General features: G+C 55.3%; 15 protein-coding genes and 1 tRNA gene. 13 read left to right on the plus strand and 3 right to left on the minus strand.

The annotated features are described in order from the left end of the window. The first annotated feature begins 13 nt into the window (after positions 1-13). The 8 genes from sufB to Q0802_RS12070 all read left to right on the plus strand — a co-directional run bounded on the left by sufB (position 14) and on the right by Q0802_RS12070 (position 7,010). Positions 14-1,552, plus strand: a complete 1,539-nt coding sequence (gene sufB / locus Q0802_RS12035) for a Fe-S cluster assembly protein SufB (RefSeq protein ID WP_298918311.1) — start codon at positions 14-16, stop codon at positions 1,550-1,552. Positions 1,553-1,796: 244 nt separating this feature from the next. After that, on the plus strand, positions 1,797-2,111 hold the full coding sequence (locus Q0802_RS12040; RefSeq protein ID WP_298918314.1) for a YbjQ family protein: 315 nt from the start codon (positions 1,797-1,799) through the stop codon (positions 2,109-2,111). A 68-nt stretch (positions 2,112-2,179) separates the two neighbouring features. After that, entirely contained in the window at positions 2,180-2,935 is a 756-nt protein-coding gene (gene sufC / locus Q0802_RS12045) for a Fe-S cluster assembly ATPase SufC (protein WP_298918317.1), read from the plus strand. Next, on the plus strand, positions 2,935-4,215 hold the full coding sequence (sufD, locus tag Q0802_RS12050; protein ID WP_298918319.1) for a Fe-S cluster assembly protein SufD: 1,281 nt from the start codon (positions 2,935-2,937) through the stop codon (positions 4,213-4,215). Before sufC ends, sufD begins: the two co-directional genes overlap by 1 nt. Beyond that, positions 4,215-4,700: a YIP1 family protein gene (locus Q0802_RS12055; protein WP_298918322.1), complete on the plus strand. Its 486-nt coding sequence runs from the start codon at positions 4,215-4,217 to the stop codon at positions 4,698-4,700. The genes sufD and Q0802_RS12055 overlap by 1 nt, the downstream gene beginning before the upstream one ends. Beyond that, positions 4,697-5,290: a YIP1 family protein gene (locus Q0802_RS12060; protein WP_298918325.1), complete on the plus strand. Its 594-nt coding sequence runs from the start codon at positions 4,697-4,699 to the stop codon at positions 5,288-5,290. Before Q0802_RS12055 ends, Q0802_RS12060 begins: the two co-directional genes overlap by 4 nt. Further along, entirely contained in the window at positions 5,283-6,503 is a 1,221-nt protein-coding gene (locus Q0802_RS12065) for a cysteine desulfurase (protein ID WP_298918328.1), read from the plus strand. Before Q0802_RS12060 ends, Q0802_RS12065 begins: the two co-directional genes overlap by 8 nt. Positions 6,504-6,530: 27 nt before the next feature. Beyond that, positions 6,531-7,010, plus strand: coding sequence for a hypothetical protein (locus Q0802_RS12070; RefSeq protein WP_298918331.1), 480 nt, complete (start codon positions 6,531-6,533; stop codon positions 7,008-7,010). Positions 7,011-7,051: 41 nt separating this feature from the next. Here the strand turns inward: Q0802_RS12070 and Q0802_RS12075 are convergent. Together Q0802_RS12075 and Q0802_RS12080 are read right to left on the minus strand one after the other, a co-directional pair. Continuing rightward, positions 7,052-7,128, minus strand: a tRNA-Arg gene (locus tag Q0802_RS12075). A gap of 176 nt (positions 7,129-7,304) precedes the next feature. Next, entirely contained in the window at positions 7,305-8,270 is a 966-nt protein-coding gene (locus Q0802_RS12080) for a radical SAM protein (protein WP_298918334.1), read from the minus strand. A gap of 254 nt (positions 8,271-8,524) precedes the next feature. On the opposite strand from Q0802_RS12080, the gene Q0802_RS12085 reads away from it, so the two are divergent. From Q0802_RS12085 to Q0802_RS12105, 5 genes are all read left to right on the plus strand, one after another. Beyond that, positions 8,525-10,204 carry a hypothetical protein gene (locus tag Q0802_RS12085; protein ID WP_298918337.1) on the plus strand — a complete coding sequence of 560 codons (1,680 nt, stop codon included), beginning with the start codon at positions 8,525-8,527 and terminating at the stop codon, positions 10,202-10,204. Between the two features lie 116 nt (positions 10,205-10,320). Then, the gene (locus Q0802_RS12090) at positions 10,321-10,593 is read left to right on the plus strand and encodes a hypothetical protein (RefSeq protein WP_298918340.1); all 273 of its coding nucleotides are present in this window, start codon (positions 10,321-10,323) and stop codon (positions 10,591-10,593) included. Positions 10,594-10,615: 22 nt separating this feature from the next. Next, positions 10,616-11,671 (plus strand): hypothetical protein, encoded by a 1,056-nt coding sequence (locus tag Q0802_RS12095; RefSeq protein ID WP_298918342.1) that lies wholly within the window; start codon positions 10,616-10,618, stop codon positions 11,669-11,671. Further along, a complete protein-coding gene (locus Q0802_RS12100; RefSeq protein WP_298918345.1) occupies positions 11,668-13,731 on the plus strand; it encodes a glycosyltransferase in 2,064 nt (687 codons plus the stop codon). Before Q0802_RS12095 ends, Q0802_RS12100 begins: the two co-directional genes overlap by 4 nt. Continuing rightward, positions 13,728-14,162, plus strand: coding sequence for a hypothetical protein (locus Q0802_RS12105; protein ID WP_298918348.1), 435 nt, complete (start codon positions 13,728-13,730; stop codon positions 14,160-14,162). The genes Q0802_RS12100 and Q0802_RS12105 overlap by 4 nt, the downstream gene beginning before the upstream one ends. 236 nt (positions 14,163-14,398) lie before the next feature. Here Q0802_RS12105 and Q0802_RS12110 read toward each other — a convergent pair whose 3' ends face one another. Beyond that, positions 14,399-14,968: a DUF882 domain-containing protein gene (locus tag Q0802_RS12110; RefSeq protein WP_298918351.1), complete on the minus strand. Its 570-nt coding sequence runs from the start codon at positions 14,966-14,968 to the stop codon at positions 14,399-14,401. Positions 14,969-15,067: the final 99 nt, after the last annotated feature.

Raw genomic sequence — 15,067 nt, forward strand, 5'->3', positions numbered from 1 at the left:
CCTGGAGGAAAACATGGCGGCACTGGATCAGACCAGAGCGGATGACGTACAAGTCAAGGACGGCGTCGATCAGGAAACCGTTGATGCTGTCCGTGAGGTCGGTGGCAAGTATAAATATGGCTGGTCCACCGACATTGAAATGGAATATGCGCCCAAGGGCCTATCCGCCGATATCGTCAAGCTGATCTCGGAAAAGAACGAAGAGCCGGAATGGATGCTGGAATGGCGTCTCGCGGCCTACGAACGTTGGCTGGAAAAGAAAGAACCCAAATGGGCGATGGTCGACTACCCGGAGATCGATTTTCAGGACCAGTATTACTACGCGCGCCCGAAATCCATGGAAGTGAAGCCCAAATCGCTGGATGAGGTCGATCCCAAGCTTTTGGAAACCTACAAGAAACTGGGCATTCCGCTCAAGGAGCAGATGATCCTCGCAGGTGTTGAAGGGGCCGAAGACCTGACGGATGCGCCGCGCAAGGTTGCCGTGGATGCGGTCTTTGATTCCGTATCCGTGGGCACAACCTTCCAGGATGAGCTGAAAAAAGCGGGTGTGATCTTCTGCTCGATTTCCGAGGCGATCAAGGACCATCCGGAGTTGGTGAAGAAATATCTCGGGTCGGTCGTGCCGGTTTCTGACAACTATTACGCGACGCTGAATTCGGCGGTCTTCTCGGATGGATCGTTCGTCTACGTCCCGCCGGGCGTGCGCTGCCCGATGGAGCTTTCCACCTATTTCCGCATCAATGCGGAGAACACCGGCCAGTTTGAACGCACGCTGATCATCGCCGACAAGGGCTCTTATGTGTCCTACCTCGAAGGCTGCACCGCGCCGCAGCGTGACATCGCGCAATTGCATGCCGCCGTGGTCGAAATCATCGTCGAGGAAGACGCGGAGGTAAAATATTCCACTGTGCAGAACTGGTATCCCGGCGATGAGAACGGCAAGGGCGGTATTTACAACTTCGTGACCAAACGCGCGGACTGCCGGGGCGACCGGGCCAAGGTGATGTGGACGCAGGTGGAAACCGGCTCTGCCGTGACCTGGAAATACCCCTCCTGCATCCTGCGCGGGGATGACACGCAGGGTGAGTTCTATTCAATCGCCATCGCTAACAACATGCAGCAGGCCGATACCGGCACCAAGATGATCCATCTGGGCAAGCGCACGAAGTCGCGGATCGTGTCCAAGGGCATCTCTGCCGGCAAGGCGCAGAACACCTATCGCGGGCTGGTGTCGATGCACCCCAAGGCCAAGGAATCGCGCAATTATACGCAATGCGACAGCCTGCTGATCGGCGGCGACTGCGGCGCGCATACGGTGCCTTACATAGAGGTCAAGAACAACTCCAGCCGCGTCGAACACGAGGCCACGACCTCCAAGGTGGATGACGATCAACTGTTCTACTGCCGCTCGCGCGGGATGGACGAGGAAGAAGCCGTGGCGCTGGTGGTCAACGGCTTCTGCAAGGACGTGCTGCAGGCCCTGCCGATGGAGTTCGCCATGGAAGCGCAGCAGTTGGTTGCGATTTCGCTGGAAGGCTCGGTGGGCTGATGCCGACCTACGCAGACATTGATAACTGGGTGCGTGAACATCATTGCTTTGCGGCACAACCCTGTTGGATATCAGAGTGCAAGGCGGAGGCCCTTGGGCTGGAGAATCCTCATCTGAACAGGGATGGCTCACCGCGAAAGAAACAAATGAAACAACCACTTTCCAAGGCAAAACGGGACGCAATTCTTAAAGCGTTTTCGGCAATTGGAATTCCGAATGGTAAATCAGACTGAATTGTCATCTCATGATCCTCACCACCACAAACACCGTCGAAGGCCACCCCATCACCGCCTACAAGGGCATTGTCGTGCGCGAGGCGATCATGGGCGCGAATATTGTGCGGGATTTCTTTGCCTCTGTCACGGATGTGATTGGCGGGCGCTCGGGGGCTTATGAGACCAAGCTCAAAGACGCCCGTGACGAGGCGATGGCCGAACTCGAAGACCGCGCGCGGGCCAAAGGGGCCAATGCGGTTGTGGGCATTGATCTGGATTACGAGGTGATCGGGGACAGCATGCTGATGGTTTCTGTCTCTGGCACCGCCGTCACGGTCACCTGAAGAACACAATTTAACATGTTGAAAAAGAACACATCCGCCAAAGCGGAGCCGACAAAAGGACAACCGATATGCTGAGCATCAAGAACCTGCACGTGAAACTTGAAGAAGAGGATAAACAGATCCTCAAAGGCGTCGATCTGGAGGTGGACGCAGGCAAGGTGCACGCCATCATGGGGCCAAACGGCTCGGGTAAATCTACGCTGTCCTATGTGCTTTCGGGCAAGGACGGCTATGAGGTCACCGACGGTGCCGCAATGCTGGAAGGCGAGGATTTGCTCGACATGGACCCCGAAGAACGTGCCGCAGCGGGTCTTTTTCTGGCGTTTCAATACCCTGTGGAAATTCCCGGCGTTGGCAATATGACCTTCCTGCGCACTGCCGTGAATGCACAGCGCAAGGCGCGCGGCGAAGAGGAAATGTCCGCATCCGATTTTCTCAAGGCGGTGCGCGCGCGTGCCAAGGAGCTGAAAATCGACGCAGATATGCTGAAACGCCCGGTCAATGTGGGCTTTTCAGGTGGTGAGAAAAAGCGCAATGAAATCCTGCAGATGGCCATGCTGGAACCCAAAATGTGCATTCTGGATGAAACCGATTCCGGTCTGGATGTGGATGCGATGAAACTGGTGGCCGAAGGCGTGAATGCGCTGCGGTCTGCGGGCCGCGGGTTTCTGGTGATCACGCACTATCAACGGTTGCTCGATCACATCAAGCCCGATGTGGTGCACATCATGGCTGACGGGCGGATCGTGAAATCCGGCGGGCCGGAGCTGGCGCTCGAAGTCGAGAACAATGGCTATGCCGGTATTCTCGAAGAGGTGGCGTAATGGCCCAGGCAGCGCAGAAACTCACCACGCTTGACGCGCGGCTGGCGTCCTTGTCCCAACCTGCGGGCGGATGGCCGGATGGCGCGCGTGCTGATGCACTCAGCCGGTTGCACGCGATGGGCCTGCCGGAGCGGCGCGATGAGTACTGGAAATACACCCGCCCTGACACATTGACCCAGCCCGCAGCGGTCCCGGCGGCCCTTTTCGACAATGATGAAGGGCCGATTTTCGGGCATATGGACCGGATTCAGATCGTTTTTGTCGATGGAGTATTCGATGCGGATGCCTCCAGCGATCTTGTCGCCGAAGGGTTGAGCATTGATCGTCTGGCCGAGGCGCGAGCAGATATTCATTGGGCGCGCGACCTTTACGGCACGCTTGAAGCAAAAGGCCAGTCGCCCGTTGCCCGCCCTCTGGCCGCGTTGAACACCGCCTTTGCGCCAGATGGGGTTTTGATCCATGTGACCGGTCAGGTCTCCAAACCTGTCAGCCTGCAATATCACCACCGGTCCGAGACCTCTGATGCGATGTTGCATCACGTGATCCGTGTCGATGCGGGGGCGGCAATTACGGTATTGGAAAACGGACCGGCCGCGGCGCGGTTTAACAAGGTGATGGAAGTCGACGTTGCGGATGGCGCAGAGTTTCATCATGTGCGCGCTCAGGGGCGCGATCACGAACGTCGCGCCGCAACTCATATGTTTGCACGTCTGGGGGCGGAAAGCGTTTTTAAATCCTTCACGCTGACGGCAAACGGTGTCATGACACGCAACGAATGCGTCATTGAGCTGACGGGTGACGACGCGGTGGCCCATGTTGCCGGTGCCTGTGTCGGTGACGGGGATTTCCACCACGACGACACAGTGTTTGTCACCCATGATGCGGTGGGCTGCGAAAGCCGTCAGGTCTTCAAGAAGGTTTTGCGCAATGGCGCGACCGGGGTTTTTCAGGGTAAAATTCTGGTCAAGAAAGACGCCCAAAAAACAGACGGTTATCAGATCAGCCAGTCTCTTTTACTGGATGATGACAGTCAGTTTCTGGCAAAACCAGAGCTTGAGATATACGCCGATGACGTAGCTTGTTCGCATGGGTCTACATCGGGCGCGATTGATGAGGACGCATTGTTCTATCTCAGATCGCGTGGTGTTCCAGAAGCGACAGCAACGGATTTGCTGACGCTGGCATTCTTGGCCGAAGCGGTGGAGGAAATCGAGAACGAAGCCCTGCGCGATGAGATCAATGATCGCTTGGCTGCCTGGTTGGAACGGCACCGCGGCTAATGGCGGTGACGCGCAATATTTCGGCCACCTACCGCAATCCGGGCCAGGTTTTGCGCGGTCTTTTGGCGATGGGGCAGCGTGAAGATCGCGCGTTGGCCTATCTGATGGCGGGCTGCGTCATCGTTTTTGTCGCTCAGATGCCCAAACTTGCACGCCAGGCGCACCTCGAAGGTCAGGAGCTGAACATGCTGTTGGGGGCGTCGTTGATGGCGTGGGTTTTTATCGCCCCTCTGTTGCTATATTGCCTTGCAGCTCTGTCGCACCTGGTGGCGAAACTCTTCCGCGGCAGGGGCAGCCATTATGGCGCGCGGCTTGCCTTGTTCTGGGCTCTGCTGGCGTCGTCGCCCCTGATGTTGCTGAATGGTTTGGTCGCAGGGTTTATAGGCCCGGGCCTTGAGTTACAGATTGTCGGGCTGGTTTGGTTCGTCATATTCGGCTGGTTTTGGATCGGCGGACTGGTTGCTGCCGAAGGCACGCCAAGATGATCAGCGCGGTCAACTGGCCACAATTGGGCGTGCTCACATTGCGCGATCCAAAAGCGGCCGCCGCTGAGATCATGAGTTGGCAGCTACCACGCCCTGAATTGTGGATGGCGGCCGGGGTCATTGCGATCATCAGCACGATCTTCTCAACTCTTTCCAACATGATCCTGCCACTGCCGGCCCCTTACACCGACCTCTTCCCAAGCCCGTTTACGCTCTTCACGTTCATTGCGGGAGGCTTCGTGTTGACCGTGAACGTGCTGTTTTGGACCGGAAGAGCCTTGGGCGGCACCGGCGAAATGGGCGATCTGCTGGCGTTACTTGTATGGTTGCAGGCCTTGCGCGCTGCGGCACAGTTCTTGCTGTTGATTTGTGTCTTGTTGATACCGGCTCTGTCCGGCTTCCTTCTTCTCTTTATCGGCATTGCGACGCTTTGGGTGTTTCTGAACTTTCTGAGCGTTGGCTTGCAACTAAACTCGCTTGCCAAGGCCGTGCTGGTTCTGCTGGTAAGCATTGTGGCCTTGTCGATGGGCGTTTCACTTCTCTTTTCATTGATCGGCATCAGCGCGATCGGAGTACCTGCAAATGTATGACGTCGAAAAAATTCGCGCGGATTTCCCGATTTTGAGCCGCGAAGTGAACGGCAAGCCACTGGTTTATCTCGACAATGGTGCATCCGCCCAAAAACCCCAGGTAGTGATTGATGCGATCACCAATGCCTATGCCCATGAATATGCGAACGTCCACCGCGGCCTGCATTTTCTATCCAATCTGGCCACGGATAAATACGAAAATGTTCGGGGCATCATTGCGCGGTTTCTCAACGCTTCTTCAGAAGATGAAATCGTGCTGAACTCCGGCACGACCGAAGGCATCAACATGGTGGCTTATGGCTGGGCCATGCCGCGTCTCAAAGCCGGCGACGAGATTGTGCTTAGTGTGATGGAGCACCACGCGAATATCGTCCCTTGGCACTTTTTGCGGGAACGACAAGGCGTTGTATTGAAGTGGGTTGATGTCGACAGCACCGGATATCTGGACCCCCAGGCGGTCATTGATGCCATCGGTCCGAAGACAAAGCTCGTCGCGATCTCCCATCTTTCCAACCTGTTGGGCACTAGAGTCGATGTAAAATCGATCACGCTCGCGGCACATGCGCAAGGTGTTCCCGTTCTTGTCGACGGCTCTCAAGCGGCGGTGCATCAGCCTGTTGATGTGGCCGATATTGGCTGTGATTTCTACGCCATCACCGGGCATAAGCTCTATGGTCCGTCCGGCTCCGGGGCGATTTTCGTCAGATCGGAACGGATGGCGGAAATGCGTCCCTTTATCGGTGGCGGTGATATGATCCGGGAGGTGAGCAAGGACGGCGTGACGTACAATGACGCGCCGATGAAGTTTGAAGCAGGAACCCCGGGCATCGTGCAAACCATCGGGCTTGGCGTCGCGCTGGAATACATGATGGCGCTGGGGATGGAGAGCATCGCAGCTCACGAGGATCAGTTGCGGGACTACACGGTTGAACGACTGGGCGGGCTAAACTGGCTGCAGGTTCAGGGAACGACCGCTGACAAGGCTGCGATATTCAGCTTCACAATGGATGGGGCAGGGCATGCACATGACATCTCCACCATTCTGGACAAAAAAGGCGTCGCCGTTCGGGCAGGTCAACACTGCGTCGGACCCCTGATGGCACATATGGGTATCCCGGCCAGTTGCCGCGCGTCCTTTGGCCTCTACAATACAAAAGCGGAAGTTGACGTGCTCGTGGATGCGCTGGAACTGGCTCACGATCTTTTTGCCTAACTGCCGCACAAGCATTAACCTTCATCCATGAAACTTCGATTCCTCATTTATCTGGGCGCATCTTTTTGTGTGCCTCAGGTTGCCTTTGCAGATGTTCAACCACAGTCCGGCACCTGGGCAGGGCAGGTTGTTTTTGACGGACAAACAGGTTGCCCGGCCCAGGTTGCTGACCAAATGAAGGGCGCGCAACCGGGCTATGCGGGCCAGCAAATTGAATTTCCAGCGCCTTTTGATCCCGTCGCACTGAAAGGTAACGACCCGAAGTTCACGTGGCGCAAGATTTCAACTGATGTCTGGGAAGGCATTTTCAGCGACGTCCAGCAGACCAGCTTTGGCACACTGACCGTGGTCTCAAAGTCGATCATCGTTGTCTTGGCACCGGATAAGATCAATCAGATTGCTGATCTGACGGTTGATTTCCCGCAGAACCTTGCGCAGACCATGGGTATGTCAGGCACGACATGTGTCGTGCGCAGCAACGTCTATCACAAACGTACCGGTCCTTAAGCGACCGGTAAAGCGCTTGAATTGAGGCTGAAAAGCGACAATGGCGCACCCATCAGGATTCGAACCTGAGACCTCCGCCTTCGGAGGGCGGCGCTCTATCCAGCTGAGCTATGGGTGCGTACCGACGTGTCGATCGCGTCTCAGCGCGGTATAACTTGGCTGTCTCGCCCTCGCAACGTCAAAACGGCCAGCTGTGCCATGAAGTTTCAATTGCGGCGCAAGCGGCACATCAGAGGTGCCTTACCAAACCGCGGCCCATTGAATTTTCGGCACCTTGGCAAACAGGACGCAAACCTAGCCAATTCTGGCTTTGGTTGTCAGAATATCAGCAACACATGCACAGGAGGCTTTGGTGCACTGGATGGCTTGATCAGGTAGTGCGACAGCGCTGCCGAGGTGACCTATGCGACCACCGACACCGCAAACCGCGCGCAAAACCTCTCCAGAGCCCTTAATGCGCAGAGATTCCAGACCGATATTGCATTGAAACCCCCGCCAGTTGTTGATGCCCCGCAGAATGAAATCATTTGCGCGCAGGGTATCCTGACCGCCCTCAGGTGTTGATGCCTGCATCGTAGAGCGCGGGGTGATAGAGGTCGAACGGATACTGGTTGGCACCCCCTTGCTAAGCCTGTTGCGCTGATCGGGGGTGTATTCATATAGCTCCGATTCAAAACCAACTCGCAAGGGTTTCAATGTGATCGTTGCCGTCGGTAACGCGGCCCGCAAGGCTTTTGCTTCTTCATAGGTCCGATCAAAGCGGTCAGGGTGCATGGTCACATTGATGTGCACGTTCATCTGATCAACGAGCAGATTTCCCACTTCGACGAAATGGTCCAGAGTTGCAAATTCATTGTGGTAGGTCAAAATGACGCTATCGAGGTTGTCACGAATTTTGTGCCAGAAACGAACGGTTCGAGAAGCATTGCTAATCAGGCTTACCCGGAAGCCCATTGCGGAAGCGGCGCGAAGAAGATCAATGATACGTGGATGCATCGTGGGCTCGCCACCGGTGAATTGCAGCCAGACGTATTTATCCAACCGATCCACATAGTGACCCTTCATTTGGCGATAGAGGTCGAGCACATCATCGGTTTTTTGCCAGCGTATCGACCCATCGTGCAAGTTTTTGGGGCAATAGCTGCAGGCATAGCTGCACGCGTTGCCCAACATCCAATCCACCAGAACCGTGCGCGCATGTTGCGGATTGGAATGGTCAATCCGCACATATGGAGTTGTATTTTGCCGCGTGCCATCCATTCCAGTTTCCCCGATCAGGGTTGCCTGGTGACGGCGACTGTTGACAGTCTAAACCTCACCATGACCTCCAACCTACATCGGGCTGATGATGCAGCCAAAGACTAAATGGATTGCACGCGATCCGCCACACAGGCATGTCGCGCTCCCGTGCGTCTGGGACTTTGCAAAAATGTTCGATTTTGTATAAAATTATAACATATTTCTAAGGATTCGTTTGATCACTAGTTTAATGCAGTCCGGGGGGGGCTGTGAGTATGTCGGATTTTACCGAGCGAGAGGCATTCGAGAATTCGCAGAAATCTGCCTCAAGTGCGGTGCGTGCCGACACTGCGCAAATTCCGTCAGACCTCGAAGAACGGCTTGCCGAAGCGCGCTTGAAACGCCAGAAAATTCTGGCGGCAAAGGGGAAGTCTGATAGCCGGCCCAAGGTGAAGCGCCCGGCATTTCTCGAACCAGAGAAAAGTTCGGAGAGAGCATCGGCCCCGATTACCAAACCCGATCCCAGACGCATGGCAAAAACGCCGGAAGACGTCGCCAGGGCAGATGCCCGGGCAGCAAAGGCCGCAAGATTTGCCCTATTGGAACCTCAGGAGCCTTTAGCGGCCAAACCTCCAGAACCACGGCAATCCTCACGTTTGTCGCTTTCTCGGATCGCTGCTGTCGGCTTTGCCTGCTTTTTTGGACTGGGCTTCGGAATGGTCCTGAGCCTTGGGGCCGTGGTTGGATTGGGGTGGGTATCGGTGACAGATGTCGCGACCCGCCTAGGTGCGACCGATCCGGTCGATACCCGAGCACCTGTTGTTTATGATCAGTCTTATCAGGCACTTAACACGCCGCTTGTGAATGTGTCGGCTTCTCCACCAACGAGATTTATCGAGCTGGCGATCAAGGCTCCAGTTCAAAAAATGTCAGCGCTGGCGGGAATATCGCACCCGGATTTGGCACCCAGAGGCATGCTCTCTCCGGGGCCACGCGTGACGACGTTCGATCAAGCGGCCCCTTTGACCACCAAGCTCGATGCGACACCCGCATTCATTTTGACGTCATTTGAAACACCAACCCGCGCTGGCGTTTCACCCCTGCAAAGCCTGAACCAGCAAGCCAATGTCGACGGCTTGCCCGTCTTGTTTGAAGTGAGCCCGATCAAAGTGCTAAGCGATTTTTCGGACATGATCACACCTTCGCTGAGTGTTTTGCCGGTCGTCGCGCCCGCATCGCAAGGCAGCATACCGGTGGTGCGTTCAGTGCCCAGTTTATTGAGAACCGAACCGGATCAAAACAGCTGGGCTGAACCCGGGCCGATCGCCAAACCTGTCTACTCATTGGCCATTGAGAATTGGACACCAACTGACGGATCGGACACGTCTTCCAGCCTGAAGTTTGCGGGCTTGAACCCTGCGCCCGATCCCGGACCTGCGATCACCGCATTGGCCGCACCCGCGTTCGCCCGCTCATTGCCACTTGTGGAAGGCCCTTTCACCCGCGAGCCGAGTCTGGCGCTGACGTTGGCGGAACAGGGTGCCGACATTCGCAGGGTCGCTCTGGTCACCTATGCGCCAAGAAGCGTCTCTGAACCGGAGTTGAGCCGAAGTCTTGCTGTTTTGGCGGCAACGGGGTTTCCAATTGAAGCGTCCAATCGGGTGAAATTCAAAGTGTCCAAGTCGCATGTCCGTTTTTACAAACGCGCAGACGAGAAAGTTGCGCGCGCCATCGCGCAGGAGATCGGAGGCGAAGCACGGGATTTCTCGCGCAGCAAGACCTCGGCACCATCCGGGCACATTGAAATCTGGTTTGCCGGCACAAGATCCGCCGCGGCAAAACCCAAAACGAAAACGACTTACGCGCAGCGCCAGGCATTTCTCAAAGCACGTTTGAAAGACAGATTGGTGAACAGCCTCAGAAGGGGTGAACATCTCGGCTCGACACGTCCTTGATGACCTGGATGTTTAACGTGGGCCAGGAGCAGGTGCGGTGAGATTGAATTTGCAGATTTGGATTATTGATTTTCGGTCGGAACAAGGATGTGGCGAATAACAGGTTATTAGCGGTCGTGACGGTGCTTCTTCTTGTGGGGTCGACCGGCGATGCTCAAGACAATGTAACCCTGCAAGAATTACAAGCGATTGAGAGTTTGATCGCGGGTAAGGACTGGCGGGCTCTCTATACTTATGTTGTCGCCAACCCCAAGCTGACGGCTGGAAATGATCCTTTGGCCGTGGAACTGAGATCGTTTGTTGACGACGCCAAAAGAGGGTTGCTGAACACTTTCAACGCCGCGCCAAACCCGTCCGCGCCGCCAACCGCGACCCTCAGCATCTATTGAAGCGGAAAGATATTCAGAACCGATGATCACGCGCCCTAAAATCGCATATGTCCTCGACCCAAGGTTTCCCGGGGGAACATCATCCGCGGTTGCAGCGGAGCTGGAATGCGTAAGCCAGACTGCGCGCGTCGAAGTGCATGCTATCTCAACAGCGATGTTTCCCGGTCAGCCGGTCGCGCCTCAACTGGCGTCCGTTCTGAGACGTCTGAACATCCCGCTGATCTGGGATGCCGCGGAAATCAGCGGGGACGCCGTCATTCTGCACAACCCGTCCTGTTTGAAATTTCAGGAAACGCTCGATACGACCATAATCGCAAAGCGACTGGTCGTCGTCGCGCATGAAAATTTCTTGCGCCCCGGAGGCGCTGAGGCCTTCGATGTCGCCAGATGTCTTGATCTGATTGCCCGCTGTTCGGTTACTCTGGAACGCAGCATCGCCCCAATATCGCCCTGGAATCGCAAAACCGTCGAACAGTGGCTCTTGGCCAATCCAAACCACGATATCTGGTCTGTTCTGGACTGGGACTGGTTCAATATCTGCGCATTTGATCGGCATCCACCGACCGCTTTTCCAACGGACCGGCGGGGCCGCCATTCCCGCGCCGGTTTCGAAAAGTTCCCACAACGTGACGTGATGAATTTGTGTTTCCCGCAAACGGCCAAGCAGAATACCATTCTGGGCGCAGATAATTTTCTGGGTGAACCCAATACACCGACATATTGGACGCTCTATCCATTCGGTGGCGTGTCGCTCGCGCATTTTTTCGAACAGATCGATTTCTTTGTCTATTTTACTGCTGCCACCTGGCGGGAAAGTTTCGGGAGGGTTTTGGCCGAGGCTGTTGCTGCGGGCAAGATTGCGATTTCAGACGTCGATACCGCTGCCTCCTTTGACGGGGCGGTCATCGGGGCCAGCCCAGCAGATGTAACGGCAATTGTGAAAGGTTACCTCACTGATCCGGATCGCTATCAAGATGATGTGCTTGCGGGACAAAAAAAGCTTGAGCAGTTTTCGTCGCAAGCGTTTCGGCGTGCCTTTGACGCGTTCCTGATGCCGCAAACAGAGGTTTCAACATGATCCTGCTATGCAGCGGGGAGGTTTCCGCCAAGCACTTTGACGCGCTGCTGATGTTTGCGGCTCTGCTGGAGAGCTGTGGGCATAATGTGACCATTGATGCCCGATACATGCCCGAAGACGTGCTAAAGCCGCAAAAATATGAGGCGGTGCCTTTTCTTGTTGATCCCGAAGACATCGGCGCTGACACGATCCTTGTGATCGGAGCGGAGGCGATCTCGCGGGAAAGCCAAGTGATTTTGCGCAGCCTCAATCTTGGCCCCGATGCCTCGATCCGGGCGATCGGTTGTTTCGCGGATTATCAGGGCGAAATCAATGCTCGCAACAAGATTGCCGACGCCACCGGCCGCGATCCGACGTTGCATAATTTGAATGGATCACGAACACCGGCGTTATTGGAAGGGGCGTGTACGCCATTGGTCACGCGCATTGCTGCGGAACCCGAACAAAGCGCCGGGAAACTTTCAAGGGTTCTGGTCTATGTTCCCTGCGATGATTTGGAGGATCAAAACGCGCTTAACGCACTTGCCGCAACAAGCTTTAGCCCGACACTTGAACTGCATGTGCTGACCAACGCCAAGGGCAAAGATTTGATCAGACGATCCCGACATGCCGAACTTTCGGTTTTCGGATATAGTGAACTTCCGCCCGCAGACATCGTGAACTTTGTAGATGTCATCGCCTTTTTTGGGACAAATGTGCCGGGTGAACGCATGGCCGCGCTGACCATGGCCGCAATGGGTGCTGGCAAAGTCGTCATTGATTGCACAACGTCTTCAGGTTTCGCGAATACCGGGGCACCCGTTATCAAAGGGCCGGAGGACATATCTGTGTTCTCCTCATATCTTCATGAAGTGGTGACCCGGAACAGATTGGAAATTGGTCACCGGACCCTGCAAAGCACTTGGCTGAAGCAATTTGATTTGACCGTTTTGGAACGTGATCTTGAGATCACGGCGACATCGGAAGTGTCCACGCCAAGGCCCTCCCAGATCATCTTTTTCCCGACAAACGGCAACGGCTTGGGTCATGCGCAGCGATGTGCGCTCATTGCTGAGGCGATGCCAAACGAACTGAACCGTCGTTTTGCGGCATTTCCAAGCTGTATAGACATGTTGGAAAATCGTGGCTTTGAATGTGTCCCGATGATCTCGCGCAGTGCGCATCACACCGATGAATATGCCGCTGACCTGGTGAACTCCCTGAGGCTGCGCAATCTGCTTCGAGCGGGTGATCGTCTTGTTTTCGATGGCGGCTATGTATTTGATTCTGTGTACCGAACCATCCTGTCCCGCCAATTGTCAGCGGTCTGGATACGTCGTGGGCTCTGGCGCCCCGGACAGATCAATCCGACTGCTTTAGAACGCGAACGCGCCTTTTCACAAATCATCGTCCCGCAAGAGGCTTTTGCGGAATTGAACGCTGATTACTCGACCTGCCCACGGGTGGAGAAGGTTGGGCCAATCGTTCGTCAGACGACCATGACCAATGAGGACCGACAAAATCTGCGCGATCGGCTAAGCGTGGAATTCGATCAGACGGTTGATACCTTGGCGGTGACCATGTTGGGCGGAGGCGTGGCATCGGATCGAACGTCACAAACACAGTTGTTATGCAGCCTGTTCGAACAGCGACCGAACTGTTTGCATTTGATCGTGGCATGGCCAAACGCAAGAATTTCGAGCGGATTATACGGCTGGAAAAACAGTCACGTTGTCCAGACGTCTCAGACGCTCGCACTTTGTCAGGCAGCAGATCTCACCGTTTCCGCCGTTGGGTACAATTCGTTTCACGAGTTGCTCTATGCCCAGGTGCCCGCCATCCTGATCCCACAGTCAGCGCCCTATCTGGATGATCAGGAACGACGCGCGCGCGCTGCCGCTGACAGAGGATTGGCGGCATTGGTCGCGGAAACAGATTTGTTGACATTGGAACGGGAGGTTTTTGCATTTCTGGAGGGGGATAAAGCAGAAAATCTGCGCAAGGCGCTTGGCGACGAGGTGCTCCCAGCACTCGGTAACCAGGCAGCCGCAAAATTGATCGCGCAGGGAGGTGGCCAATGACTCTATGCGAAGAATATCAAGCGCTTCTGACCAATCTGTCGCCGCAAGCGCCTTTGGCTTTGGATCCTTTGATTTTTGATCCCACCGATCGCGCAGAACCCGCCGCCAACGGCGATCCGGGATTTCCGGCCAGCTACAAGCTGTGGAGTTTGTTGGAGGAACGGCATTCGTGTATCGGTATTCGGCTTCGCGAACAGCTGGCAAATCCGCATGTCGTTGCGGCACGGCTGGCGGCGATGGCCGTAGAACGTCAGATCATCCCGATCTTCTTGACCTACATCAGCACGTCTGAATTTCAGCGGTTTGGATTTCGGATCGAGCATGTCGCTGGATGCAACGATATTCAGCGCGAAGCGAGCGAAGAGCAGATCTGGCGGTTCTGGAATCTGGCAATGGTCATCGAGGCAAAGGATATCGAGAAGCTGGGATGATGATTTGGGTCAGATTTCGTGACGGGTGGCATAAAGCCGCTGAATACGAACGTAAAAGTTACGAAACGATTACAGAAGGTAGGAATTGCGAGTTGTCACACCACAGTTGAGACATGGATCAATCCGTAAGCGAAAAACCCAATCGGCGCTGCGGCGATGAAATCCAGACAATTCGACAAAAAAAAATGCGGCTCCAATGCCGCATCTTTGCCCGTCAATGATCGATAGATCTCTGATTAACGACCCCAGGTTCGCACCACACCACAGTCCATATGGACGAAATTCGACCTCGAGTATTTACCAACACCGCCACCCCGGCAGGCTTGAGCTGCACGAGCAATTTGTCCAACCGATCTGGTAGACAGGCGCAGGTCTGCGGCTTGGCCCTTCATGTGCAGCGAATTCTTGGCAACAGAGCGACTGCGCGACCGCAGCATCGCGTTGGTTTGCGGGCTGCGATAGCCCGACAGCAACATGTAGGGTTCATTGACATCAAGAAGGTTGTGAGCCGCCGACATAATGTCAATCGTCCGCAAATCCATGGACTTCACACCATCGGTGCGCCAATCCCTCATGAAGTGGTTGATTTCTTTTATGGATTCCTTGATGTACTTGCCTTCGACCCAGTAGATCATGTCGATGCGCTCGCCTGTTCGCCCGGAGTACATTCGTATGCGCCTGATGTCGCCACCACCGCGCAGAAATCCTGCTGCATTTGCAAATGTTGGTGCTGCCGTAATTGTCGTTGCTGCGAATGCACCCAGTAGCGCACGCCGGGTCATACCCGTTGAGCTGTCGATCGTCATGTGGTCATTGCCCCGTATTCTGCCTTTACCCGTGATGTTACACGAGGGTGTCATCTCTTCCCCAGATGCAACATTGGTATGTCATAGCGCCGATTGTTA

Source organism: uncultured Roseobacter sp. (assembly GCF_947495275.1).
Lineage (GTDB): Bacteria > Pseudomonadota > Alphaproteobacteria > Rhodobacterales > Rhodobacteraceae > Roseobacter.

What these genes read in the sequence shown, in the direction of transcription:
- sufB (WP_298918311.1), top strand. Translation starts at nt 14, where the DNA reads ATGGCGGCACTGGATCAGACCAGAGCGGATGACGTACAAGTCAAGGAC.
- Q0802_RS12040 (WP_298918314.1), top strand. Translation starts at nt 1,797, where the DNA reads ATGATCCTCACCACCACAAACACCGTCGAAGGCCACCCCATCACCGCC.
- sufC (WP_298918317.1), top strand. Translation starts at nt 2,180, where the DNA reads ATGCTGAGCATCAAGAACCTGCACGTGAAACTTGAAGAAGAGGATAAA.
- sufD (WP_298918319.1), top strand. Translation starts at nt 2,935, where the DNA reads ATGGCCCAGGCAGCGCAGAAACTCACCACGCTTGACGCGCGGCTGGCG.
- Q0802_RS12055 (WP_298918322.1), top strand. Translation starts at nt 4,215, where the DNA reads ATGGCGGTGACGCGCAATATTTCGGCCACCTACCGCAATCCGGGCCAG.
- Q0802_RS12060 (WP_298918325.1), top strand. Translation starts at nt 4,697, where the DNA reads ATGATCAGCGCGGTCAACTGGCCACAATTGGGCGTGCTCACATTGCGC.
- Q0802_RS12065 (WP_298918328.1), top strand. Translation starts at nt 5,283, where the DNA reads ATGTATGACGTCGAAAAAATTCGCGCGGATTTCCCGATTTTGAGCCGC.
- Q0802_RS12070 (WP_298918331.1), top strand. Translation starts at nt 6,531, where the DNA reads ATGAAACTTCGATTCCTCATTTATCTGGGCGCATCTTTTTGTGTGCCT.
- Q0802_RS12080 (WP_298918334.1), bottom strand. Translation starts at nt 8,270, where the DNA reads ATGGATGGCACGCGGCAAAATACAACTCCATATGTGCGGATTGACCAT.
- Q0802_RS12085 (WP_298918337.1), top strand. Translation starts at nt 8,525, where the DNA reads ATGTCGGATTTTACCGAGCGAGAGGCATTCGAGAATTCGCAGAAATCT.
- Q0802_RS12095 (WP_298918342.1), top strand. Translation starts at nt 10,616, where the DNA reads ATGATCACGCGCCCTAAAATCGCATATGTCCTCGACCCAAGGTTTCCC.
- Q0802_RS12100 (WP_298918345.1), top strand. Translation starts at nt 11,668, where the DNA reads ATGATCCTGCTATGCAGCGGGGAGGTTTCCGCCAAGCACTTTGACGCG.
- Q0802_RS12105 (WP_298918348.1), top strand. Translation starts at nt 13,728, where the DNA reads ATGACTCTATGCGAAGAATATCAAGCGCTTCTGACCAATCTGTCGCCG.
- Q0802_RS12110 (WP_298918351.1), bottom strand. Translation starts at nt 14,968, where the DNA reads ATGACGATCGACAGCTCAACGGGTATGACCCGGCGTGCGCTACTGGGT.